Origin of the sequence: Paenibacillus brevis (assembly GCF_018919145.1) — a bacterium.
Classification (GTDB): Bacteria; Bacillota; Bacilli; order Paenibacillales; family Paenibacillaceae; genus Fontibacillus; species Fontibacillus brevis.
This window is the reverse complement of the sequence record NZ_JAHLQJ010000011.1, coordinates 12287-37713: the sequence shown is the minus strand read 5'-3', so window position 1 is coordinate 37713 and position 25427 is coordinate 12287. Positions and strand designations below refer to the sequence as shown.

The 25427-nt window shown below is 50.3% G+C and carries 19 protein-coding genes; 4 read left to right on the top strand and 15 right to left on the bottom strand.

Translation table 11 applies throughout. The annotated features are described in order from the left end of the window. Nucleotides 1–183: 183 nt before the first annotated feature. The 11 genes from KQJ23_RS23765 to KQJ23_RS13535 all read right to left on the bottom strand — a co-directional run bounded on the left by KQJ23_RS23765 (nucleotide 184) and on the right by KQJ23_RS13535 (nucleotide 11948). On the bottom strand, nucleotides 184–699 hold the full coding sequence (locus KQJ23_RS23765) for an MFS transporter (RefSeq protein WP_249529756.1): 516 nt from the start codon (nucleotides 697–699) through the stop codon (nucleotides 184–186). A 3-nt stretch (nucleotides 700–702) separates the two neighbouring features. Then, nucleotides 703–1407, bottom strand: coding sequence for an MFS transporter (locus tag KQJ23_RS23760; protein ID WP_249529755.1), 705 nt, complete (start codon nucleotides 1405–1407; stop codon nucleotides 703–705). Between the two features lie 64 nt (nucleotides 1408–1471). Next, nucleotides 1472–2065 carry a TetR/AcrR family transcriptional regulator gene (locus tag KQJ23_RS13575; RefSeq protein ID WP_216479430.1) on the bottom strand — a complete coding sequence of 198 codons (594 nt, stop codon included), beginning with the start codon at nucleotides 2063–2065 and terminating at the stop codon, nucleotides 1472–1474. 166 nt (nucleotides 2066–2231) lie between these two features. Beyond that, nucleotides 2232–4832: an Ig-like domain-containing protein gene (locus KQJ23_RS13570; RefSeq protein WP_216479429.1), complete on the bottom strand. Its 2601-nt coding sequence runs from the start codon at nucleotides 4830–4832 to the stop codon at nucleotides 2232–2234. 100 nt (nucleotides 4833–4932) lie between these two features. Continuing rightward, nucleotides 4933–5490: an RNA polymerase sigma factor gene (locus KQJ23_RS13565; RefSeq protein WP_216479428.1), complete on the bottom strand. Its 558-nt coding sequence runs from the start codon at nucleotides 5488–5490 to the stop codon at nucleotides 4933–4935. Beyond that, the gene (locus tag KQJ23_RS13560; protein WP_216479427.1) at nucleotides 5483–6886 is read right to left on the bottom strand and encodes an ABC transporter substrate-binding protein; all 1404 of its coding nucleotides are present in this window, start codon (nucleotides 6884–6886) and stop codon (nucleotides 5483–5485) included. The genes KQJ23_RS13565 and KQJ23_RS13560 overlap by 8 nt, the downstream gene beginning before the upstream one ends. A 4-nt stretch (nucleotides 6887–6890) precedes the next feature. Beyond that, on the bottom strand, nucleotides 6891–8021 hold the full coding sequence (locus tag KQJ23_RS13555) for an efflux RND transporter periplasmic adaptor subunit (protein ID WP_216479426.1): 1131 nt from the start codon (nucleotides 8019–8021) through the stop codon (nucleotides 6891–6893). A 19-nt stretch (nucleotides 8022–8040) separates the two neighbouring features. Next, complete coding sequence (locus KQJ23_RS13550) at nucleotides 8041–8898, bottom strand: carbohydrate ABC transporter permease (RefSeq protein WP_216479425.1); 858 nt, start codon at nucleotides 8896–8898, stop codon at nucleotides 8041–8043. A gap of 22 nt (nucleotides 8899–8920) precedes the next feature. Next, complete coding sequence (locus KQJ23_RS13545; protein WP_216479424.1) at nucleotides 8921–9820, bottom strand: carbohydrate ABC transporter permease; 900 nt, start codon at nucleotides 9818–9820, stop codon at nucleotides 8921–8923. Then, nucleotides 9817–11247: a HAMP domain-containing sensor histidine kinase gene (locus KQJ23_RS13540; protein WP_216479423.1), complete on the bottom strand. Its 1431-nt coding sequence runs from the start codon at nucleotides 11245–11247 to the stop codon at nucleotides 9817–9819. The genes KQJ23_RS13545 and KQJ23_RS13540 overlap by 4 nt, the downstream gene beginning before the upstream one ends. 11 nt (nucleotides 11248–11258) lie before the next feature. After that, on the bottom strand, nucleotides 11259–11948 hold the full coding sequence (locus KQJ23_RS13535; RefSeq protein WP_216479532.1) for a response regulator transcription factor: 690 nt from the start codon (nucleotides 11946–11948) through the stop codon (nucleotides 11259–11261). Nucleotides 11949–12610: 662 nt separating this feature from the next. On the opposite strand from KQJ23_RS13535, the gene rpsD reads away from it, so the two are divergent. After that, complete coding sequence (rpsD, locus tag KQJ23_RS13530) at nucleotides 12611–13210, top strand: 30S ribosomal protein S4 (protein ID WP_044479201.1); 600 nt, start codon at nucleotides 12611–12613, stop codon at nucleotides 13208–13210. Between the two features lie 66 nt (nucleotides 13211–13276). Here the strand turns inward: rpsD and KQJ23_RS13525 are convergent, their stop codons facing one another. Continuing rightward, nucleotides 13277–15886, bottom strand: a complete 2610-nt coding sequence (locus KQJ23_RS13525) for a putative bifunctional diguanylate cyclase/phosphodiesterase (protein ID WP_216479422.1) — start codon at nucleotides 15884–15886, stop codon at nucleotides 13277–13279. Between the two features lie 377 nt (nucleotides 15887–16263). Here KQJ23_RS13525 and KQJ23_RS13520 point away from each other — a divergent pair, with 377 nt between their 5' ends. Continuing rightward, nucleotides 16264–19356 carry a transglycosylase domain-containing protein gene (locus KQJ23_RS13520; RefSeq protein ID WP_216479421.1) on the top strand — a complete coding sequence of 1031 codons (3093 nt, stop codon included), beginning with the start codon at nucleotides 16264–16266 and terminating at the stop codon, nucleotides 19354–19356. 62 nt (nucleotides 19357–19418) lie between these two features. On the opposite strand, the gene acsA is transcribed toward KQJ23_RS13520, so the two are convergent. Further along, a complete protein-coding gene (gene acsA, locus KQJ23_RS13515; RefSeq protein ID WP_216479420.1) occupies nucleotides 19419–21146 on the bottom strand; it encodes an acetate--CoA ligase in 1728 nt (575 codons plus the stop codon). A 267-nt stretch (nucleotides 21147–21413) separates the two neighbouring features. Between acsA and KQJ23_RS13510 the strand changes: the two genes are divergently transcribed. Further along, complete coding sequence (locus KQJ23_RS13510; protein WP_216479419.1) at nucleotides 21414–22046, top strand: GNAT family N-acetyltransferase; 633 nt, start codon at nucleotides 21414–21416, stop codon at nucleotides 22044–22046. A 262-nt stretch (nucleotides 22047–22308) separates the two neighbouring features. Further along, nucleotides 22309–23526, top strand: a complete 1218-nt coding sequence (locus tag KQJ23_RS13505; protein ID WP_216479418.1) for an acetoin utilization protein AcuC — start codon at nucleotides 22309–22311, stop codon at nucleotides 23524–23526. Here KQJ23_RS13505 and KQJ23_RS13500 read toward each other — a convergent pair. Together KQJ23_RS13500 and ccpA are read right to left on the bottom strand one after the other, a co-directional pair. Beyond that, complete coding sequence (locus tag KQJ23_RS13500; RefSeq protein ID WP_346779400.1) at nucleotides 23510–24220, bottom strand: 5'-methylthioadenosine/adenosylhomocysteine nucleosidase; 711 nt, start codon at nucleotides 24218–24220, stop codon at nucleotides 23510–23512. The genes KQJ23_RS13505 and KQJ23_RS13500 overlap by 17 nt on opposite strands. A gap of 133 nt (nucleotides 24221–24353) precedes the next feature. Further along, nucleotides 24354–25358 (bottom strand): catabolite control protein A, encoded by a 1005-nt coding sequence (ccpA, locus tag KQJ23_RS13495; protein ID WP_212941008.1) that lies wholly within the window; start codon nucleotides 25356–25358, stop codon nucleotides 24354–24356. Between the last annotated feature and the right edge of the window lie 69 nt (nucleotides 25359–25427).

The following is a 25427-nucleotide window of genomic DNA, read 5'->3' as shown; positions in this document are numbered from 1 at the left end:
AAAGGGCAACAAGTTCGACCAACGTCATACCGTGCCGTACTCGAATGCCTTTCTTCGTATCATTCGGCTCCATGATGAGAAATTCATTATTGGCTTCCTCATCAACGGGCTCTCCCGCAGGGAATTGCCATCCAATCGTCAATCGCAACGAATGAATGACAGCTCCTGCTTGAGTAGCGCAGATCAATCCAGATGCACTGCGGATCGTTCCGTGTTGGCTGCGTTCCCTCCCAATTTCAACGAGAGGCTTGCAAAAGCGGCAATCAGAATAATCGCAGCGGACATGCCATAAACGGGGACAAGCGTAAAGGCCTTCATGAGCGGGCCCGCCATAGCGGTCCCGGCCAGCGTCCCAGCCATGAGCAGCGGCGTAATCGCACCGTTCACGCGCCCGATATAGGCTTCCTCAACCAGTTTCATCATAATAGCGCCGAGCACGATTTGCATGAACGCCGTCATGACGCCGACCGAGAAGCGCATCGCAGCTGTCAGGTACACCCAGACGGATAGAGCCTCGACAATGATGGAGCAGGACAGGAATGCGATGCCTACGAAGATGACAACCCGCGGATTTAATTTTTGACCGAGAAACGCTGCAGCCGCGCCTCCAACCAGCATGCCTGCGCCGGATAGTGCATGGAACCATTGGACGCTTTCTTTGTGGAGTTGAAGACGTTCGGTCACGATAAAGATGTCCAACGGCTAGATCAAACCGGACCCAAGCCCGATACAGGCGAACGTGATCGCGATAACAATCAAATTACGTTTGCCGCGGATATAGCGGAACCCCGCCTTCACATCCTCAAGAATCGGCACAGCCCTGCGTTCAGGCGGGCGCGGCGATGGAGGAAGAGCGAGCTGGACCAGTACCGCCGCAAGGAACAATCCGATCATCGCAGCCAGCGAGTAGACTAGGCCAAGCGTTGAATATATAAGCGTTCCTACGACAGGCCCTACTATAATGAACAAGGACATGATCCCTTGAGAAATACTGATAGCCGGCGCCAGCAGTTCCCCGGGCACATGCCGTTTGAACATGACGGCCGAGGAAGGCTGTGAGAACTGGCTTACGATGGCCGACACGACCGTCGCGGCGAATACGGCCTGCCAAGAGCCCACAAGCACAAACAATAGAATGACGCCTATCGACATTGCGCTTAGCAGATCGCCGGTGATCATCGTCCGCTTCGGATTCCACCGGTCAGCGAAGGCACCGCCGATGAAGGAAAACAGGAATATCGGAGCATACTCCATTACATTCAGCAGGGATACGGCGACGGGATCGCCATTGGTCTGCTCCATCACGTAGAACAGTAGCGAGATATTCCGTATCCAGATGGCCGACTGCTGCAGAAGATCAGCGAATGCTACGATCCGGAATACCTTGTTGGAAATCAAGGCTTTCATATGACATCTCTCCTTGTGGACGATACAAAACCGACCGTCCGGTCTAATTGTTGGATAAAAAAATTTATTGCATCGCTATTCCTTGCAGCAAGAGGTCGATCGCAGTCCGGTACAAGCCGACAATCCGCTCGCCTTTATATGTGTCATACGATGATATACCTAAGCCTACAACGAGACCGTGTACAATTAAAGTGAGATCTTCAAGCGGGATCGGCCGGAACTCCCCGCTTCTTATTCCTTCCTCCAACAGCCTTTCAAAGATCGGATAATGCATGCTTGTCAACGTCTGCAGCTTGTCTAGTATCTCGCGATCCCCGTTCTGGCTTCCTGAAAATTCTTCTGCAGCCCGCAGCAGCGGGTTCCGGAAATCCTGGGCGTAATGCTCGGCAAGCCGGTACAATTTCTCCCGCGCCGTACTAAGCGGCTTCTCTATCTCTTGCCACTTCCCGGTCCACTCCAGCATGGAAAGCTCAAGGATGTACAAAAACAGCGATTCCTTATTCTTAAAATGATGATAAATACTGCCCTTGCTCGATCCCGATAACAGCCGAATCTCGTCCATGGTCGTCGCAGAATAACCCTTTAGTTCGAACAATTTTTTGGCTTTGGAAGCAATGTTGCGCTTTGTTTGTTCGCCGTGGTCCGTATACTTTGTCATCCGATCACCTCCTTGTATTTAGACCGACCGTTCAGTCTATCCTTAATATAAGGGCCTTTACTTCACTTGTCAACACGATTCGAGTTCCTCTGTCACCAAGGAGCGAGAGCCCTTATTAAGGTTCCTCGCTCCATCGGTTTCTTCCTTTGATCATGCTAACAGGCGCCTATTCTACGACCACGCGAATCTTAGCTGACTTGCTGCCAAACTTAACTGTTAATATGGCGTTTCCTTTACCTTGCGCAGTAACTATGCCGTGCTTAACATGAGCAACCGTTATCTTGGAGGAACTCCAGATCCCGTCGGTGGTGATTGTCCGTTCCGAGTTATCCATGTAGGTCGCGATGGCTTCCAGTCGGATCGTTTGATCGCTTTTTAACGTTAGCTGGGTTACAGGTTTGCCGCTTCTATAGGCATCCAGATACTTTAGTTGATCGACATCGACACTGATACTGACCGTTTTCCCCTGATACTTGGCGGTTACTTTCGTTTTTCCGGCAGCGATGGCCGTTATTTTGCCTTGCGATACGGAAGCGATCTTCAAGCTGCCGCTCGTCCATTCGGCCTGAGAAGTGACGTCCTTCGTTCGGCCATCCGGCAGCGTCGCGGTCAATTGTACAGCATGGGTCTTGCCGGATTGCATCGCCAAAATCCCTGCATCCGCCTCCAGCTTCTGGACAGCACCGACTTCAACCGTAATGGTTACCGTTTTTCCGCCATATTTTGCGGTTACGCTTGTCTTGCCAGCAGAAAGCGCCTGAATGAAACCTCCGTTAACATCGACAATCGTTTTCGAGGAAGAAGACCACTCCGCTGTATCCGTTACATCGCTTTTATTGCCGAGAGCGTCCGTCGAAGTGAGTTTAACCTGCTTGCTCTCGTTCACTTCCAGCATGAGTGCGTAGGTGTCGGCCGTCAGCTTGCTGGCGACATCCACATCAACAGATACGGTCACCGATTCGCCGCCGAAGGAAGCCTTGATGGCAGTTGTGCCCGGACTGTTCGCCGTAATTTGACCTTTGTAGACCGACGCAACGTTCGATTCGGACGAACTCCATTCCGTATCCGTCGTAACGTCCTTTACAAGCCCGTCCTTGTAGGTAGCGGTCAGGGTGACCGTGGACGAATCGTTTTTGCGGAGCGACAATGTCTTCTGGCTTGGCGTCAGCTTCTCAATGACGCCAACGGACACCACCATCGTCCCTGTGCGCGTGCCGTATGTCACGGTAATCGTCGATGTGCCGCTCTTCAAGCCGGTTATGGTTCCTTTGTGGACCTCGACAACATCCGGATTAGAGGAGCTCCATTGGGCGAGCGCGGAGACATCCGTTATACGGTTATCGATGTAGTGGGCATTGGCCTCCAAGGCCACCGATTCTCCGATTTGCATGTCCACCCTTGTTTTGCTCAGAACGATCTGTTTGGGAATATCCACTCTGACAGTCGCTGTCGCCTCTTTGCCGCCGTAGGCTGCTTTAATGTTGGCTGTGCCCGATTTGTAGCCCGTCACCTTGCCTTTGATGACATCGGCAATCGACGCATCATCGGACGACCATTGTGCTTTATCCGTTATCAACTCTTGCGTCCCATCCGCAAAAGTGGCGTAAAGCTTTAAATCGTAGGATTTATTCAATTCCAAGTCTAAGGAAGCCGAATCGAAATCCAGACGCTTAGGCACCTCTACATCCACATGAACGGTCACTTTTTTGTCTCCATAAGCGGCCGTAATCTCTGCAGTTCCGGACTTTTGCCCGAACACTTCGCCATTTACCACATAAGCGACCGACTCGTCGGAGGATTTCCATTGTGCCTTATTTGTAATATTTGCAGTTTTCCCATCCATATAAGTCAATGTCAACTCAAGCTGCTCGGATTTTCCGACACGCAGGAACAATTCTTGCTTGTTGACTTCCAGCTTGCGGGAAGCTTCGACCTGCACTTTAAGGGAAGCGGTTTTCGTTCCGTATGTAGCTGTAATCGTCGCCGTTCCGGCGCTGTATGCTTTAATAACGCCCTTTATTGCGTCCGCTACCTTCTCATTGTCGCTCCCCCATTCTGCCTTATCGGATACATTTTGCATGGAACCATCGGGATAGGTAGCGGTCAGAACCATTTGCTTATTTTCGTTAACTAATAAGTTGAGTTCCTCATATTCCATATCAATTCGTCTGGCCAGCTCGACCGAAGCTTTCACTGACAGGCTTTGGTTGCCGTACTTGGCAGAGACTTGGGCTGTTCCGGACTTCTTGCCTGTCACCAAACCATTCACGACAGTTGCTACACTATAATTATCGACAGACCACGCAGCCTTCTTCGTTACATTCTCGCTGGATCCATCCTCGTAAATAGCGGTCAACTCAATTTGTTGTTCCTTCCCTACACGCAGATCGAAGTCATTAACATCCATCGTCAATGCCTTGACCTTTTTGCTCACCGATACGTTTACGATGACGGTCTTTCCCTGATAGGTAGCGGTAATGACCGCCGTCCCTTCTTTTTTGGCCGTTATGGTGCCCGCATACACCGCAGCGATCTCCGAATTGCTGCTGCTCCAGTCTGTCTTGATCGTCACATCGCTTGTGCTTCCCGTAACATATACCGCTGTTGCAGTCAGAGAGACGGAGGCCCCAACCTCAAGCGTCGCTTCATTTTTATTCAAGATCAGCCGTGAGATTTCCGCCTCCGCGGCCATTGTAATGGCAGTATTTTGAATAAACAAAAGCAACAACAGCATCCCGGCGACAGCCGCGCGAAATCTTTTAGACATCATTCACAACCCCTTTTTTTTGACATTGAAGCATATACGCGCCACTGCCGGACCGCTTTTCTCTGCGAGTCCGGCAGCCTTTCCAATCCTCGTCAATTGCTCATTTTGCCTCCAACAAATGTGCAGGCATTTCCACAATAGTTTCCATATGCAAAGCCATGCCACGCAACTTCCGTTTAATGCGATGGATTCTCGACTTCACAGCGCTGATCGACGTTTTCTGACAATCGGCAAGTTGTTCATAGGTGAAGCCATACTTGTAGACGAGCAGTAGCACCTGCCGGTTGATAGGCTTCAACGAAGAGAGTAATCCACTAAGGAAGTCCTGATCGACGATTGCCCCTTCCACGCTGGTTTCTCCCAAGCAGGCGTCCTGCAACGACCGATAGCTGTACATTTCCCGGCATTGCTTGCGATACATGTCAATCGCCACATTTCGGGAGACCGCCTTGAGCCATGCGTGTATCTGGCCCTGCTGCTTCAACGAGTCGATGCGGCAGTAAGCCTTCAAGAACGTCTCCTGAACCGCATCCTGCGCCAGCTCCCGATCCTTGGTAACCGAGTAGGCCGTAAAGTAAACCAGTTTGAAATAACGGGTGTACAGCATGTGCAGCAGTTCGGCGTTCGACATATCCCGCTGCTCTTTTTCGTTACTCATTCAAATACGTTGTTACCCGATTCTGGATCAGCTTGCTGACTTCTTCTGCCGATTTCTGCCCGCTCTTAAAGCTTTCGAACTCCTCCAGAGCGATCGTTAACACTTTCATATCGCCGGATCTGAGAGCGCCCGCTTCCGCGACCAGCTTCTGTACTTCCGCAATCCGGCTTTTCAACGTTTCGCTGCTCGGCAGCTGTTCTTTCGGGATCGGCAATTCAATGGTTCCGCTCTCGATAACTTGCAGAACTTCATTCAATTTCTTATCGAGGGCGACTTTGTTGACCGGCAATCCAAAAAGATCTGGCGAAGCTTGCGTCTCATCGGAGAGCAAAAACTTGATGAATTCCCATGCTTCGGCTTGAACGTCGGATTTGCTGTTAATTCCAAAGCTGTCCATGGTCTTGAACGGTACGCCTACCTTCTTTCCGCCTGCGCTCGGCTTCTGGTAATAATCAAAGTCCGAGGACATCGTCAGTGCCACCATAGGGTTCATTATGCCGACCATTTTAAATATCGCTTTATTAGGGTCTGACGTAAAGCCTTCGCTGAGCAAGCCTTCGTCATAGATCGACTTGACTTCCTTCATCATGCTGAGGAACATCTCCGAGTCAAAGTTCGGCTTGCCCTGTCCGACCAGCTCCTCGTAATTCTCCTCGATATAATCGTAGAGAAGCGGTGACATTGCCATATTGTAATATCCTTCGTAGCCCCCCTGCTGCTGCAGTTTGTTGGCGACGTCCTTGAATTCACTCCAGCTCCAAGGTTTATTTTTGTCGACTGAAATATTCGCCTGTTTTAGCAACGAGGTATTTCCTTGAACCGTTTCGAGCGAAATGGAGAGCGGCATGACATACAGCCCGTCCCCGTCTTGGGAGGCCTTCAAAATATTGGCGTATACCGCGTTTTGATCGAACGAGCTGTCTTTGGCGATCAGGTCGTTCAAGTCGACCAGCAGTTTTTTGTCGACGAACTTGTCTTGCGGCAAGTTGTTCATGAGAATAAGGTCAGCGCCTTTGCCGGAAATAGCTTGTGTCGTTACCGATTGTACGTATTTTTCAACGTCTGCTTCCGAGAGCATCTCCCCGGTGCCGTCGCTTTCCGTTCCTGTCGACGCTTTGTATTCTTTTATTTCGATTTGAATGTCCTTATGCTTTTCCTCGAATGACCTCACAGCGGATTCCATGAAACGATTTTTCCTCAGGACAGATACAACGACGGTTTTCTTGCCGTCCACCGTCAAACTTTGGGAATCGTTTGTGGGAACGCCCTGGGAAGCGCCTATGGGAGCGCCTTTGGAACTGCTTGCGGGAGACACGCCGCCGCTTTTCGCACACGCGGATAACAGCAGTACGATGGACAGCATGACTAACCAAACCGATTTTCTCAAATGAATCATCCTCTCAATTTAATCGAACGCGATTGCCTTCCTGCAACGGTTCGCTTGAATCTGTCACAATGTCTTCTTCCGGGTAAAGGCCACCAAGCACGACGATCTCCTCGCCGTTCCCTTTCCCCGTATTCACATAAGCCTTCTGGACCGTGTATGTGTTGCCGAGGGAGCTTCGATTTTCGCGAACAACAAATACATAACTTCCGCTTCCGTCTTTTTTGAGCCATTTTTTGTTGATGACAAGACCCTGCTCCTTAAACGGCTTATTCCAACTGACGCTGGCGTACTCACCTCCTTTAAGGTTGTTTCCTGTCACGTAGACGATGATTGTTTTTTGCGTCTTGGGGACGCTGTCCGGATTATCGCTTTCAACGCCCGGCTTGTTGCCGCCGCCCGAGACCGCGTCCTTGATTTCTTCGACGGTTCCTTCGATCTGCCGGGGCTTATCCTCGTTCACGTCAACAGACACTTTCTCGCCTTTACGAATCAAATCGGCGCTTTCTTTTTCAATCGTAAAAGTGAATTGGAATCCCTTTCCGGTCTCCACCAGCGTCAACACCCGCTGCCCCTGTGGGATGTTCATTCCTTCCTCGGCTTGAAGGTCCGCCACATTGCCGTCCGCAGGCGAAGTCAACGTGCGCTTTTGTTCTATATCTTTGCGCAGTGTTTCTATTTTCCGCATCGCGATGTCCGTATCTATCCGATCCAGTTCAAGGTCGCGTGTGGCCTTGCGGACCTCTTCCTCGTCCCCCGAGCGCTGAGCAGCCATGAATTGTTCTTTAAGCAGTTCCCGGTTCAGGTTTCTTTTCTTCAATTCGTCCTCCGCATCGAGAAGCTGCTGCTGCGCTTCTGTTACGTCGAACGTTATGAGAATCTGCCCCTTCTTGACTTGTTGTTCCTTGCGAACATGCACCTTTTCCACCTTCCAGCCGCTGTCGCTGTTTAATTCCGTTTGCTTGCGCGGCGTGATCTCACCGCTGCCTTCGATGTGAAGGGCCAACGTTTTTTTTATAGGCTTCTCGGTCGTCACTTTGGGCAGCAAGGCGGTTTGAAGCGTTTGGCTGAACAACGTAAATCCAGCCAGTACGAGAAGCAGTGCAGCCAGTGCAATGCCGGCAATCTGTTGTTTTCGCTGTACCATGTTGCCATTCTCCTTTCGCTCAGCCTTTTACGCCGGAAAGCTGGATTCCTTCAATAAAATACCGTTCGGCGCTTAAGAACAGAAGCACCATCGGCATCATATAAACAACCGAAACGGCAAACGATACGCCGAGCAGATCTTCTTGTATGCGGGAGAGAAAGACCGAGAGCGGCTGCATGGCGGCATCCTGAAGAAAAATGAGCGGCTGCTCGACCATATTCCAATAGTCGACGAACAGGAGCACGACGAGCGCGGCGATGCCCGGCTTCACCATCGGCAGCGCGATCGATACGAGTATACGCATGATTCCCGCTCCATCCATCTTGGCCGCTTCGATAAAAGACGAATGGATGTGGAGCATGAATTGCCTGAGCAGAAACACGCCGAATGCTCCGAACACGCCGGGGAGTATGATGGAGCTGGGATGATTCAGAAGGCCTAGACGATCGGCCATCAAATAGTTGGGCACAAGCGTCACCTGGAACGGCATCAGCATCGTCATCAGATAGATAAAAAACAAAGCTTCTCTGCCCCGAAAACGCAGCTTTCCGAACGCGAATGCGGCGAGCGTTGCCACAATCGTTTGTCCGACGATGATGGGCACCACCATATATACTGAATTCCAGAACAGGTGCAGAAATTGCGGCGACGAGATCAGCACTTCTTTATACTGCTGGAAGGACACCCAGTCGGGAATCCATTTCAAATTGACGAACGAGCTCGTATCGGTTTTGCCCAACATGCCGTAGTTGGCACTGATTTCCCGCTTCGTCATCAAAGAATTGACGACGGGCAGGACGACGGGCAGCAGCAGCAGACCCGCGATGGGAATTAACAGCAGCGAGCGCAGCAACGGCGCGCCCCATCCCTTTATCACATCATTCACCTCCCTCTTGCTCCTACTCCATGAATGAGCGGAACATCCGTTCCGTGCGGAACAGAATGAACACGAGCGCCATGATGCAAAGCGCCATCAATACTGCCGCCGCGGACACTTTCTGAATATCCAGGGACAAAAACATGTTGTTCATGTAATGCTGCATCATATAAATGCGATCGTGCGGGTAAGCGCCGGCAACCAGGTACGTCTCGCGGAACACCTTGAACGAATTCAACACGGACATCAGTACGACCAGAAACGTCGTCGGCGTCAAGTAGATGAACGTAATGCCAAACAGCTTACGCACAGGCCCGGCCCCTTCCAGATCGGCTATCTCATAATATTGCCCCGGAATGTTCTGCAAGCCGGCCAGAAACAGAATGATGTTGTAACCGATGTTTTTCCATATATAAACCAGGATGATTACAAAACCGGCCCATTCCGACTTCATCCAATCTCGGCGGTCAAGGCCGAAGTGCTGAATAACCGCATTGATAGCCCCGTTCCAATCGAACAGGATCTGCCAGACCAGCACGATTGAAGCAACCGGCACGACCAACGGCAGCACATAAGCTGTGCGCAGCCAATTCCGAAGGAACACACGCTGATTCAAAAACAGTGCGAGCAATAGCGATATAGCGACGAGAATCGGCACGCTGATCGCGGTGAACAAGAAGGTGTTGGACGCTGCTTTCTGGAACGAAGAACTAAGCAGCAGTTCCTGGTAGTTCGACAAGGTGAGGCCGCCCCCCAATCGGTCTTCGAATGAGCCCAGAATGCTCTGTCCGAACGGAATGAGGTAGAAGATGGAAAACCCCACTAAGCTTGGAGCAAGCAGCCAGAATGCGCCCATTGCTTCCGATCGAATAAACCGCGAGAAACGGCTGCTGAAGACGTTTGAGGTCGCTTCGTTCTTCATTCTCTGTCCTCCTTGGCAAGCTTCAGCCGAAAGCTGACGCCCGATTGTTCATTGCTCACCTCGATCTGCGCCCCGCAGCTGGTCAAGATTTGCCTGACGATGGCAAGACCAAGCCCGAACTGGCCGCCCGTCCCCGTGCGGTACGGTTCAAACAAGTCTTTCAGCATTGCGGCTTCGAGTAGTGGTCCGTCATTGCGAATTTCAATGATTCGGGTGCGGGACTCGTCCACGGAAGCCGTGATGGAAATTTGTCTATGGGCATAGCGGATTTGATTGTCCAGCAAATTTTCAAACACGACTCGCCATTGCTCGACATTGCCGTGGATTCGCCAAGAAGGCGGTTCAACAATCCAATGAAGCGCCGGTCGGCGGAAGCGCAGCCGCTCCACCGTGCCTTGGACCACATCAGCGATGTTAAACCATTGGTGGGGAACCTCGCGCGAAGAAACGTACTGTAGCCTGCTAAGCGATATCAGTTCGTAAATCCGCTCCATGATCCGGTCGGACTCCTGCAGGATGGTGTCCACGCTTCCCTCCATCGTTCCTCTCGGATAAATGCCGTCAACAATGGACTGCGCATAGTTGCGAATAATCATGACAGGCGTTTTTAACTCATGAGAAATGTTTTGCAGCAGCGCTTGCTGTGTCTCATCCTGGCGAAGCAGCCGCTGGCGCATTTCGTCGAAGGCGAGGGACAGCTTGCCGATCTCGTCTCTTCGTCCCGACTCGAACGGTTCATGCCAGTTGCCCTCCGACATTCGTTTCACTTGGCGCTTCATCCGGGCGAGCGGGCCGGATAAATACCGAGCGAGCCAGATGCAAGGAATCGAGCTGAGTATCATAAATGCGATCAGAAGCAGCAGCAAATTGCGGAACATCGCTCCGGTCATCTCATTGCGATACTCCGACCATGCATAGGAGATCAGTACGCTTGAGCCGCCATTCGAGGTTTTGGAGATGGCGTAAAAAAGGGTGTTGCCATCCACTTTGACTGCGTTAGTCTCAAGCGCTGTTAATTGCCCGGAGGCCTCCTGCTCGAGCCGCCTGGTTAATGAATCGGGCAAGCTCCTGTCACTGTTCAGAAAATACGCTTTCCCTTCCACCAATAATAAATGGCCGATCGCGGGCCCGCCCATGTATCCGGTCGGCTGGACTTTTTCGAGTCGTCCGTCTGCGGGATCGTCATTCGGCGCCGCTTGATCCGTTGGCAGGTTCCTCTTTAACCCCACACCGCCGTCATCTCTGAACTCTATATGTCCTTCACCAGAAATGTCCGTAAGAAAGTTTAATTGCTGCTGGGAATCCCGAATCATCGCGTAGGTTTGCTCGGTAAAAAAGCTTTTCAGCAGATAGGGGAGAACCGAGGCCATCATCAAAAATATGCAAAGCAACAAAGCGGCGAAGACGAACCATATTTTGATTGCCAAAGGCCAATGCTTCATCTTTTCACCAGCCTATATCCGAGGCCGTATAAGGTTTCCAGCCGTAGCTCCGGCATTTTTTTGCGCAATCGCCAGATGAGATCGTCCACGACGCGGTCCGAGCCGAAGTAGTCCCGACCCCAGACCTCATTCAAAATATGTTCGCGCTGCACAACCAATCCGGCATGCGACACAAAATAGTCCAGCAGATCGAATTCCTTGGATGTCAGCTCCACTTCTTTTCCCGAATTCTCCCTCACAATTCGGGCTTGTCTATCAATCGTATATGGCGGATATTCGTCCTGAGCAATCGGCGCAGCAGACTGTGTATGAAGTGCTTTTCCATAAACGCGCTCCAACAGCTTGCTGACGCGGATGATGAGCTCGCGCGTCTGAAACGGCTTCGCCAAGTAGTCGTCGCTGCCCAGCTCCAGGCCGTTAATCCGGTCCAGATCGGAATCCCGTGCAGAAATAAAGATAACCGGAATGGACTCGTTTGCCTTACGGATCTCGCGAATGAGTTGATAGCCGTCTATTCCGGGAAGCATAATATCCAGTATCCACAGATGAGGCTCCTGCGTTATCGCACGTCTGGCTTCCTCCCCATCCTTAAAGGAAATGACATTCCAGCCTTCCCGCTGCAAGTATGAACAAATGAGCTGATTTAAACTGACTTCGTCCTCAACAAGATAAATGGTATACAAGATGATCTCCCCTTTGTGGGCCCAGTTACAACTTACCAAATCAATTTAGCAGAAATATCTTAAGATTATCTGAAATTGTCTGAGCGCGTTGCAGCGAACACCATTCGTGCCCCATTTGAACCGAATGCAAACGCCAAACACGTTATAGACTTCTAATAATTCGCCCACTCTCGAATCGAAGGACGAGCCTGTTCCAACTGTTCCTTGACATAAGTCAAAGAAGCTTGACGCCCAGCAAAAAATATAAAGTGTCCCTTATACAGGCTGTTGATGTATGTTGATGTTTGTCGCTGTAAATCCCCGACCCATCACCATATGTACTTTCGTAAACCCAAACATTCCATGTCTGCCGGCGCATTCTTCACCTTCTGCACGTTTGCGTCGCTCCATCTTACATTGAGAGCATGCATATTACGCTCATGCATATTCCGCTCTTGACTTTATGGACCCAGTTCATATAATATTAATTGTTGATAAAGATCAGGATAGGATCTTGATTAGGGCGTAGCGCATGCGAAGCACCCTCTCGGTTTTTGTTGCCGACAAGACAGCGGCTGAACTTTCTTGTCGGAGGGCGGACATCTATCCTCCGCACGCGCAAACAAAACCCGCGCAAGTAGAACCCTACACAGAAAATTATTGATAAAAAGGAGTCTACCTATACAATGGCACGTTACACTGGTCCTAAATTTAAACTCAGCCGCCGCCTTGGCATTTCCTTGAGCGGAACAGGCAAAGACTTGAAGCGCCCTTTCCCTCCAGGACAACATGGTCCTAACCAACGCAGAAAGGTTTCTAACTACGGTATGCAGCTGTTGGAGAAGCAAAAACTGCGTCATATGTACGGTTTGGGTGAAAAGCAATTCCGCACACTCTTCGCACATGCACAAAAACAACCCGGTATTGCCGGTGAAAACTTCATGGCCCTGCTCGAAAGCCGCCTGGACAACCTGGTATACCGTCTTGGCTTCGCTAATTCCCGTGCAGGTGCACGCCAATTGGTAGCCCATGGTCATATCACAGTGAACGGCAAGAAAGTGGATATCGCTTCCTACCGTGTGAGCCTGGGTGACGTAATTGGTCTTCGCGAAAGAAGCCGTGGCTTGTCTTCCGTGAAGGAAGCCCTGGAAAATCGTTCGCATCTTCCAGCTTACCTGGAGTACAACGACAACGCTATGGAAGGCAAGTACATCCGTCTGCCAGAACGTTCCGAGTTGTCCCAAGACATCGACGAGAAGCAAATCGTCGAATTCTACAACCGTTAATAACGAGAACAGCCGTCCATTTGGACGGCTGTTCCTTTATATTCTAAGGATATGTCCCCTCTATCCTTAACTATTCTTTATTATGGGATCCTCCCGCTCCGCAACAGCATACCTTTCAAAACTTCGGGAGTCCAGCGGCGGACTGAAAAAGTTCCCTTGCAATTCCTCACAATTCAACTCTACAAATAATTCCTGCTCTGTTTCCGTCTCTATACCTTCCGCAGTAACCCTGAGCCCCATGCTGTTAACCAAGCCGGCAATTCCTTTCACAACAGAGGCATTATCTTCGGTAAGATCTTCTCCATTATGAAAAAAGGTCCGGTCCAGCTTCACGGTTGAAATCGGCAGGTGACGAAGTCTGCTTAAGGAGGTATATCCGGTTCCAAATTCCTCGATGACAATTTCAATTCCCATTCTTCTAAGCTCCTCCAAGGCCTCAACGACCTGTTCAGCCTGATTCATAAATACACTTTCCGTAAGCTCAAGTCCCAAATAATGCGGTTCAAGACCTGTCTGACGCAGAATCGAATGGATGCGGCCTACGATATTCATCCGGTAGAAATGCTTGGTGGACAGGTTCACAGAGATGGGTAGTTTATGAATTCTAAGATCATGCCATCCCTTCGTTTGTCTGCATGCTTCCCGAAGCATCCAGAAATCAATATCTGCAATCATGCCTGAGGATTCGGCAATCGGAATGAATCGTGACGGGGGAATCGCTCCCAGCTCGGGATGATTCCAGCGGATGAGCGCCTCATAGCCTGTCATTCGTCCTGTTAGCGGATTCACTTTAGGCTGATAGACCAGATATAATTGTTCCTCATGCAAAGCGGTTCTTAGGCCGTTCTCCAGAAGCACGGTTTCATTCATCACATTCTCTCTGTCTCTGTTGAAGATAAAGTAGCCGCCGGCTCCCTTCTCTCTGGCCGCATACATGGACATATCCGCTTTCCTAACGATCTCATCCTGACTAATCCCATGCTCCGGATAAATACTGATTCCAATACTCAGCGTAATGTAAATATAATTGCCTTCCAGCTCGAGCGGAGAATCAAACAGTCTGCTGATCCGTTTGGCCATTTCGGGAAGATCGTCATCCCGAAAGTATCTGTACAGGAAAATGAACTCATCCCCTCCCAGCCGAAACACCTCGCACTGCTCGTCCGCAAGCCGGTCAAAGCGAAGAGACACCTTCAGCAGCAGCAAATCCCCCGAGATATGTCCCAGGGCGTCATTCACTTCCTTAAACCGGTTAATGTCGACAAATAGGACTGCTATCTTCTCCTCATGACCTGCATCCCTGATCATTTCACTGAGCCGTTGACGAAACTTTAGCCGATTGGGCAGTCCGGTCAGCGTATCGTAGTAAGCGAGATATTTCAGCTTCTCCTCCGAAACGCGCAACTGGCTATTCATCGACTCCATTTCCTCGAATCTATTCAGCAGTTCATCTGACATTCTTCTGAAATTATGCGCTAGCGAATCAATCTCCAGAATGCCGCTGGAGGACCAATCCGGTACAGCCATCTGCCTGAGCCTGACCGGCAAATGGCTTGAATTGATCTCCAGCCGTTTCAGGCTTCGTTCAAGCCAGGCATTGATCCCCAGAGCCAAGCAAGCCGCAATGGATGCGCTGGCCAGCATGTACAGGATTTGATATATGTACTCCAGAAAAATGGCTGTCTGGTAAGGCATAACCGGTAAGACGACCGATACCAGAAAATCCTGCGCGTCCGAAGACGCTATGTACACATAATTCGCATCATGCCAGCGTCCGGTGGGAAGAAGAGAAATTTCATCAGGAAGGTCAATCTCAAATCTGCTCTCGACCGACTTCAGCGGTTCCGTCAGCTTCCAGCTCGTATATAAGCTCGCATCGCTGGCAGCCAATACGGCCCCCTCCTTGCCTGCAATGACGATATTGAGCAGATCAGGATCAGGTATTGCGAAGCGGGAGGCGATTTCCTGTAAATCTCCGGCCTGAAGTCGCTCCTCCCCCTTCTGCTCAAGTTCGCTTAGAATGCGGTCAGCCGTACTGTCCGCCGTTTCAAGAGCATTCAACTTGGAAGAATCGATAGAATGCCAGCCTCCAATGATCAGATTGATCAGAAAAGGGAGCGATACGGTTGTGACCGTTAGATGGAATAATACACGCTTTAACGGAATCGGAGGACGGCATTCTTTTGCTGGAGGTATGATTCTCCCAATGACATAATAGTCCAGCATATCAGCTGTAAGAATATTGAACAGGCCGTTAGACATCGTAATTGCAAATAGAAGCGCAAATTCAATCATGGTATAGGAGCCGCTTATGAAAAACACAGCCACCGTTACCGGAAATCCGGCCAAAAACCAGAAATACAAATCAAGCTTCAGCATGTGTTCTTGATTTCTGTGAATGCAAATTGCAATCCAGAGCAGCTCCAGGAAAAAGATCAGTGTAAAGGCCGGAGCGGCATTCAGTAAAATCATGATTCCGTAAGCGCTTGCAGCTGCCAGAATGCCGATCCGGATCCCTTGGAGTCGAATAAGCCCAATAAGAAAAATGTTTGTAAAAATGACGGTGATCCCAAAAATGAGATGCAGGCGAGTGAACGTGCTCACGAACGCCAGCACCATCAAAACAACGATACACACCCGCCGGATTATATCGGATTCCTCATTATCATTTTTCATCTATCACTCCTCCTCCAAAAAAGTCAGCTGTTTGAAAAAAAAGACCCAATGGGGGCCTGAAAAGGTCCATTCGGTCTTATACAAATCTGTCCTATTAGGTTAAGCAATTAGAAATCATCGTATCTCGATCCAATTCTACAATAGATTTATATAAAATCATAGAACTTTCGACCCACGCGCGCGAAAATCCTGTCTATTTTATCACAAGCATGGCAAATTCCCTTTCTCCTCTCCGGTTAATATCCCCCTTCGGACAAGCTCCACAAGCAAACGAAGCTGGAAAGATAACCCTCCGGAAGGATGTCAAAAATGCACGAAAGCTAAACTTAAAAGCCAATTTATGCTATAATGAGGACGGTTAAAAAGGAGGAACATCCATGGTTCAAGAGAATGAAAATAACTCCGGAAAGAAGCGGAGATCGAAACCGAAAAAAGCGCGGCCTGTCCGAAGACGCGGACGCTGGGTCTGGGCAACTCTCGGATGGCTATTCCTGCTCGGCATTGCCGGGGGGTTGTTCGCCGGGGGCGCTGTATTCGGATATGTCTCTTCCATTGTCAAGGAAGAACCTATACGGTCCCAAGCTGATATTGAGAAAAAGATGAATTACAATGCCATCACCGGATTTGCATATTTCCGTGATGGGCAGCCGATTGGACAGCTTCGCTCGGAAGAGGACCGCCGGCCCGTTAATTATCAAGAAATTCCCACCACTGTCATTGACGCGGTTCTCGCGATTGAGGATAACCATTTTCGGGAGCATATCGGCATCGACTTCAAGGGAACCCTCCGTGCAGTCAAGCAAAGATTGCTGAACGAAGACATTCAAACCGGCGGAAGTACGTTGACCCAGCAGCTTGCCCGAAGGGTATTTCTGAATCTCGATCGGACGGATAACCGGAAGGTCAAGGAAATTCTGCTTGCATTACGTCTGGAACGCTTTTTGGGTAAGGATGAGATTCTTACCGCCTACCTGAACAAGGTTCCCTTCGGCAACGGTTCCAACGGATATCAGGTCTATGGAATCAAGGCTGCGGCCAAAGGAATTTTTAATATTACTAATCTAGAGGATCTGAATATTGCACAGTCCGCTTATCTGGCGGGTCTTCCACAGCTTCCCTCCTCCTACTCGGCCTACAATGGCAAGGGGGAATTCAACCAGGAAGCCTTCGACCGTGCTCTGAAGAGACAGCGATTGGTGCTTCAGCGAATGCTTGAAGAGAACAAAATTACCGAGTCTCAATATCATGAAGCACTCGCCTTTGATATTAAGTCATCCCTGGCTCCGCAGACGAAGAAGGCTTATGATACCTTCCCTTACCTGATGCTGGAGACAGAGCGTCAAGCAGCCATCGTCATTGCTATGCTCAACAATCCGGATCTGACCAAAGAAGAAGCGTCCAACAATTCTCAGATTCTGGAGGAGGCAAGGCAGGAGCTGTTGACCGGCGGATACCGCGTCTTCACGACGATTGATAAAAAGGTCTATAACTCCATGCACAAAATCTCTGACGATGCGAATAATTTCTCGCCTTATAGCGAGACCAAGGGATTGGAACAGGTTGCCGGCATGATGATCGACAATACAACCGGAGCCATCCTCGGCATGATTGAAGGTCGAGACTTCTATACAGAGCAAATGAACTATGCCACCCAGATGGTCCGGCAGCCCGGCTCCACCATGAAGCCGATAGCTGCCTTCCTGCCAGCGATGGAAGAAGGACTCATCCAACCGGCGAGCATCATTGACGATTCGCCGATCATCCTGCGCGATTACCAGAAAGGTTATCACATTCCGGTAAATTCAAGCGGAGGCTATAAGGGATTGGTAACCGCCCGAACCGCACTTAACGAGTCTCGCAACGTACCCGCTCTGAAGATCTTCAACAACATCTTAGGGATCGATAAAGCGTGGGATTTTGCGAAAAAGCTTGGAATTACCACTCTGGATGAGCAGGATTATTCGGCACAAACCGGGGTGCTTGGCGGCCTGAAATACGGAGTATCCGTTGAGGAGTTGACGAATGCCTATTCGGCTATCGGCAATGGCGGACAGTTCAATGACGCCTATATGATCTCCAAGATTACCGATTCCAACGGAAATGTCGTCTACCTGCACGAGAATGACCCGCAGCGTGTGTTCTCCAAGCAGACTGCTTACCTGATGACCGATATGCTTCGTACGGTCATCACAAGCGGAACAGGGTCATCCATTAAAAGCGATTTTGACAAATACGGAAAAATTCCTGTGGTCGGCAAAACCGGATCGACTCAAAATTATGCGGATGTCTGGTTCATGGGATATACGCCGGATGTGACCCTGGGAATCTGGATTGGCTACAAGGAGCCGGTCAATACTCTTTCTGATGCAGGTAAATCCCGAGCCAGAAAAATCTGGGCACTCGTTATGAATGAAGTGACCGATAATGTTCCCGACCTGTTCGTTACTAACGAATTTGCCAAGCCTGAGGGCATCGTCAGTGCAACCGTGTCCGGCTATAGCGGCAAGCTGCCGACAGACCTGACAAGACAGGCAGGCAAGACGGTTACAGATATTTTCAACTCGAAATTCGTGCCTACAGAACCGGACGATGTATTGGTTCGCATGAAATACATCACCTATGAAGGCGTCAATTATGTTCCTCAGGAGACCACGCCTGATGATATGGTTCTCGAAAAGGTCGTTATGAAGCGTGAAAAGCCGATCCAGACGCTGATTGAAGAACTCGAAAACGCCTTTAAAGTCATGAAGGATCACAAGTCGCTCAGCTTTTATATGCCAAAGGATGCCGGAGAAGATGCGCCTAGCGAGCCGGATCCACGGGTTGACGACGGTAATCCTCCTGCCGCACCAGCCAATGTAAGGCTGGATAGCTCAAGCGGAGCAGCCGTTGTAAGCTTCGATAAGAATCCTGAAAGCGATGTTGTGGGTTATAGGCTCTATCGGTCTATTGACGGAAGCACCTTCCAATACACAGGAAGCGTTGCACTGACCGGCGGAGATACGGTGATCAAGGATCCGGGCAACGGCGGCTTCAGCAGTTCCTATTATGTAACTGCGGTTGACGTAGCAGGCAAAGAATCCGTACCAAGTGCGATTGTCGGTTACAATGACTGGTTCCCCAATTCCCCTGACTCTTCGGAAGGCGGAGAAGGAAGCGGGAACGGCAGCGATCCGTCCGGGGAACAGCAGGGTGAAATCTTCCTGCCGCCGGGTACACCAGGTCAAGTTAGCGTACAGAATCATGACAACAGCATTACGGTAACTTGGCAGTCCGGAAGCCTTGCGGATCAAGTGATCAGCTACAATATTTACTATTCGGATCATGAAGCTGGTCCATTTAACCTGCTTGGCACCTCCTCCACTGCACAATTCAGCTTTATGAGCGACAAGGGCGGATGGGTCCAAGTAACGGCTGTGAATTCGCTTGGGGAATCTTCTCCTTCTGCACCGGCCAAAATCGCGAATTAAAAAATGGCTGTCTCGAGCTCTGCTACAGAGCTTGAGACAGCCATTCTCATATATTCAACCTTTTAGTCCTCGATTGTCGACAAATCACCAGCCGGAAGATTCAGCTCCCACGCCTTCAATACACGGCGCATAATCTTACCTGAACGTGTCTTCGGCAGCTTATCCTTGAACTCAATCTCCCTTGGAGCCGCATGTGCTGATAAGCCTTCCTTCACAAAGCGTGATATCTCTGCCTTCAGCTCTTCTGTCGGGTGATAGCCTTCCCTCAATGAGATAAATGCCTTGATCACCTCTCCCCGTACCGGATCAGGCTTGCCGATAACGCCCGCTTCGGCCACTGCCGGATGCTCGACAAGCTTGCTCTCAACTTCAAAGGGGCCTACCCTCTCCCCCGATGAATTAATCACGTCATCGATCCGGCCTTGAAACCAGAAATACCCGTCCTCATCCATATAGGCCGTGTCTCCGGAAATGTACCATCCGGGAATTCGGAAATATTCCTCGAATTTGGGCGCATTGTTCCAGACAAGCCGCATCATGGACGGCCAAGGGGTGCGGATGGCCAGATTCCCCATGCGGTTCGGCGGCAGTACCTTGCCATTGTCATCGATGATAGCTGCCTGAATGCCGGGAACAGGTTTCCCCATCGAGCCCGGCTTGATTGGCAAGGAGGGATAATTACAAATCAGCTGTCCTCCCGTCTCCGTCATCCACCATGTATCGTGAATCCGGTGTCCATATGTCTTATGCCCCCATCGCACAACCTCCGGATTCAAGGCTTCTCCGACAGACAGGACATGGCGCAAGGAGGACAAATCATACTCCCTTACAATATCTTCACCGGCTCCCATCAGCATCCGGAAGGCAGTCGGAGCACTATACCAGACTGTGACAGCATAGCGCTGAATGGTGTCATACCAGTCCCCCGGGCTGAACCGTCCGCCCCGTACCACATTAGTCACGCCATGCAGCCACGGTGCAAAGATCCCATAGGAGGTGCCTGTAACCCAGCCCGGATCGGCAGTGCACCAGTATACATCATCCTGCTTCAGATCCAGTACAACTTTACCGGTATAATAGTGCTGGAGCATGGCATTATGGACATGGTAGATCCCCTTCGGCTTTCCCGTTGAACCGGAGGTATAATGCAGGATCAATCCATCCTCCCGGTTTACCCACTCAATCTCCGCATTTGTGGAAGCCTGATTCATTTCACTGTGATAGTCAAGAATCCCTTCTTCCTTCTGGACATTATCGCCGACAACAAAGACATATTGCAGCAGCGGCAGCTCATCCCGCCGTACACGCGGCAGTAACGCAGTTGTTGTCACAAGCGCGACCGCTCCGCTATCCTCAAGACGATCCTTAACCGCTGTCTCCATGAAGGCTTCAAACAAGGGCCCGGCGATCGCTCCTATCTTGAGAATACCAAGGAGACAAATATACAGCTCCGGGCTGCGAGGCATGAATACAAATACCCGGTTTCCCTTTGAGATCCCCTTACTTCGAAGCACATTCGCAAACTGGTTCGACTTTTCCTGGAGCTCTTCAAAGGTATAGGATTCTTGTCGTCCATCACCGTCTTGATACAGAAGGGCAATCCGCCCTCCTCTTCCCTCATCCACATGACGATCAATCGCCTCGTAGGCCATGTTGACCTTCCCAGTCTCATACCAGGTGAACTGCTTCTCCACGTCTTCCCAATGAAATTGACTGCAGGCCTCTTCATAATTGCCCAAATTGGAAGAAGCAGCTCCTGCAGCTATAATCTCTCCTTGCAATTGACTCATTGTTCCATCCTCCCCTTGAAGATCTTCAACCTGAAGCTGTTCCTTTCAATGAAAACGGATTCAAATCTGAATAGAACATAAATTGCAGAATTTCTAAATTGAGCTTGAAAGAAGCAGGAATTGATATTAAAATCACATTGTCAAGATATAAATGTGAAAATATTATGTCGGAGAACATTATAGCACACCCCTCTGCAAGCGGCTATACTTTTCAGGAATTGATTTTTTTGGTATAAGTGAGGGAAATGAGCCAAGGAGGCGGCCAGGATGGAGCATCGAAAAACGTATATCCGCCACACCCAGCCCTATGGTGAAGAGGAAATCGTACTGGAGGGGCCTGTATCCCCCTCCCATCTTCGTACTTTGCGAATGCATCCCGATTTGGACGCCTTCCGAAGGCCCCAGGAACAATGGAGTGCCCTGATTGAGATCGCCGAGTTGCGGGAGGGGCGAATCATTCTCGCAAGAGTGCTGGACGAAATTATCGGCTACGTTACCTTTCATTATCCCGATGAGATGGAGCGGTGGTCTCAGGGCAGAATGGAAGACTTGATTGAGCTCGGAGCCATTGAAGTAGCCAATGCGTACCGCTCCTCCAAGATCGGATCCCGGATGATTCAAACGGCATTCGAGGGGGAGCAAATGGAGAACTACATCGTATTTACTACGGAGTATTACTGGCATTGGGACTTAAAGACAAGCGGACTCTCCGTCTGGGATTACCGCAAAATGATGGAACGGCTGATGCAGACGGTCGGAATGGTCTGGTACGCTACAGATGATCCGGAAATTTGCTCGCATCCTGCCAATTGCTTAATGGTTCGCATAGGTAAAGAGGTCCCTATAGAGTCTGAGGAAAAGTTCGACCGAATCCGGTTTCAGCAGCGATTTATGTATTAGAGGTTGTTCAAAAAGTCATCTTTTGATCACGAAGTGTATTCAAGGGGTTGATTCGACATCGAATCTTGCGTTCACCCTAGAAGTCCAAGCGAATGCTTACGAGGCATGCTTCCTTTGGAAGCCTTTCGCTCTTGTAGGTCTGACTACACTCCGTTCCTCCTTCTTCGGATTCTCGCAACCTTCTCGGTGCTGAAAAGCTGACTTCTTGAACTCGCACTATTAAGAATTTAAGTTTTGAATGGGAAAAGGGATGGGGGAGGCTATGAGCGGAAGAGCATTATTTATAAATCATGATAAAGCGGAAAATTACCGTTTTCATGATCAGCATCCTTTTCATCCGATTCGTCTGGAGCTTACCGCCGATCTGCTGTCCTGCATAGGCGCTCTCGAGCACGGACATGTACTGAAATCCCGGTCTGCCGGGGAAGAGGAACTGAGATGGGTTCACCAGCCGGCATATATCGAAGCGGTTAAAGCCTTGAGTGTGCCATCTCCACAGCCGGAGATCATCCGGAGCGCGGAACGTTACGGGCTGCTGGATGAAGATACACCTTACTTTACAGGCATGCATGAGGCTGCTGCGGATGTTGCAGGCGGGACCGTCACCGCGGTAGAAGCTGTACTGTCCGGGCACTGTGAGCACGCCCTGCACCTGGGCGGCGGTCTGCATCATGCACTCCCTGCCAAAGCAGCCGGATTCTGTGTATACAACGACGCCGCTGTTGCAATCGAATATGCCCGGAGACGCTATGGGGCGAGGGTTTTATATATCGATACAGATGTTCACCATGGGGATGGAGTGCAATGGAGCTTCTACTCCGATCCTGATGTATGCACCTATTCTATCCATGAGACTGGCAAATATCTGTTCCCCGGTACCGGATTCGTCACGGAACGCGGGGAGCACCATGGATATGGAGCCTCTGTGAACATTCCGCTCCAGCCCTACACCGAAGATGCCTCCTGGATGGAGTGCTTTACCCAGTCGATCTGGAGGCTGGCTGACCACTTCAAGCCTGACCTGATCTTAAGCTTGCATGGCTGCGATGCCCATGCATTAGATCCGCTCTCGCACATCCATTGCAGCATGGAGATCTATAACCAGATGCCGCACATCCTTCATGAGTTAGCCCATACCTATTGCAGCGGCCGCTGGGTCGCTATCGGCGGCGGGGGCTACGACATCTGGCGGGTTGTTCCCAGGGCCTGGAGTCTGCTGTGGCTGGAGATGAGCCACCATTCGCTCAAGCAGCAGCTACTGACGTCATCTCCTCTCCTGCCGCTGCCTTCCGCCTGGATCGAAAAATGGCAGCCGCAGACGTCGTTCAAGCTGCCAGCCTACTGGTTGGATGATATGTCTCACTGGGAAGGGATTCCCCGGAAAGCGGAGATTACAGCAAAAAACCGCGAGACCCTCGCGGTTGCCATGCAGGAGTATCCGGAAATTCAGGAGCAGCGAACGATCAGCCCTCATAATTAGCAAGCATATCTGCTATAATCTCATAAGAACGGCCGGAGGCCTCTACGGAGAACTGCGAGTAATTTTCGCTTGCCGTGCCGTCCGCTTTGTCAGACATGGAGCGGAGCATCACATACGGAATCTCGTTCCGGTAGCATACTTGTGCCACAGCCGCACCTTCCATTTCCACACAGGCGCCTTCCATCTCTTCAAAGAATTGCTTGATGAGCGCTGAATCGGCGATAAATTGATCCCCGGAGAGCACCCGGCCTGTGAGATAGCTGCTACTCGTGCAGACCCTCTCGCAAGCCTGCTGCGCAAGAGCGATAAACGGCGGGTGGGCGGGAAAATCGGATACCTCCTGATATGGTGTTACTCCAACCGGATATCCCAACGGCGAGCAATCCATGTCATGCTGCTGGCAAGAGGAGGAGATCACAATATCTCCGATCTCCAACGACGGATCCACCGCACCCGCCACACCCGTGAACCACACGGCACCGATATCGAAGCGGTCGATCAACAATTGGGCGGTCATTGCCGCGTTCACCTTTCCGACTCCGGACTTGCATACCACAATTTCTTTACCATGAAAATTTCCCTTGCTAAAAGAAGTGCCCGCATAGCTAAAGGTCTCGGTTGCTTCCAAGCCCTGTAGTAAAAGCTGAATTTCCTCATCCATCGCACCTATGATTCCAAGTGTTGCCACTACCACAATTCACGCTCCTTCGATCATGTCAGATTTTATGAAATTCCAAAAAAAGCTCCTTATGCAAGGAGCTTTTTTCCGTGTTAACCTTTTTCATATATTTGTCTTTATAATTTTCTCTAATTTGTACAGCTATTAATTACACGTGACTTACAGACAGACGCAAGATCGTCTCATGCGGCAAAATAACCCGAGGGTTGTCCACCGCTTCCTTCTTCATCAGCTTGGTCAACAGACGCATCGCTACCGCGCCAAGGTCATACATCGGCTGCGCTACGGTTGTAAGCTGCGGACGAACCATGGAAGCCATGCGAATGTTATCAACACTGATTACGGAGAAATCATCCGGAACCCGTAAGCCTTCATCCTGGATGCTGTGAATCGCACCGATTGCCATCTCGTCTGTGGCTGCGAATACTGCCGTCGGCCGCTTCTTGAAGCCGAGGAAGTACTTCATAGCCTCGACACCGGATTCATAGCGGTAATTGCCGATTCGGACCAAATCCTCATCGTACGGAATATCCGCCGTCTCCAGCGCGCGCTTGTAACCCTGGAACCGGGCATATCCGTTCGCCGGATCCTGGAGCGTACCGCTGATCATTGCAATATGGCGATGACCATGACGAATCAAAGTGCTCACCGCATCAAATGCAGCTGCTTCATGGTCGATGTCGACAGAAGGAATTGTATCGTGCTCTTCACTCGTCGCACACAGAACAATCGGAACCGCAGAGGTCTGGAACGCCTGAAGATGCTCCTCGGTTACGGTGCCGCCCATGAACAGAAGTCCGTCCACCTGCTTTTCAAGCAAGGTATTGATTACACGGATTTCCTTCTCCTTCTTCTTGTCGGCGTTACACAAAATAATGTTGTAGTGATACATGTTCGCAATATCCTCGATACCACGTGCAATTTCCGCAAAAATCGAATTGGAAATATCGGGAATGACCACGCCTACCGTGGTCGTCTTCTTGCTGGCGAGGCCTCTTGCCACAGCATTCGGGCGATATCCGAGCCGTTCAATCGCTTCATAGACTTTCTTTCGAGTCTGCGGCTTCACATTCGGATTGTTGTTCACAACCCGGGAAACCGTAGCCATCGAGACGCCCGCTTCACGTGCCACATCGTAAATGGTTACCGTCACATTCTTCTCTCCATTGCCAATAGATTTTCAATTAAAAATATGATACGACAAAAAAATACTTTACGCAAT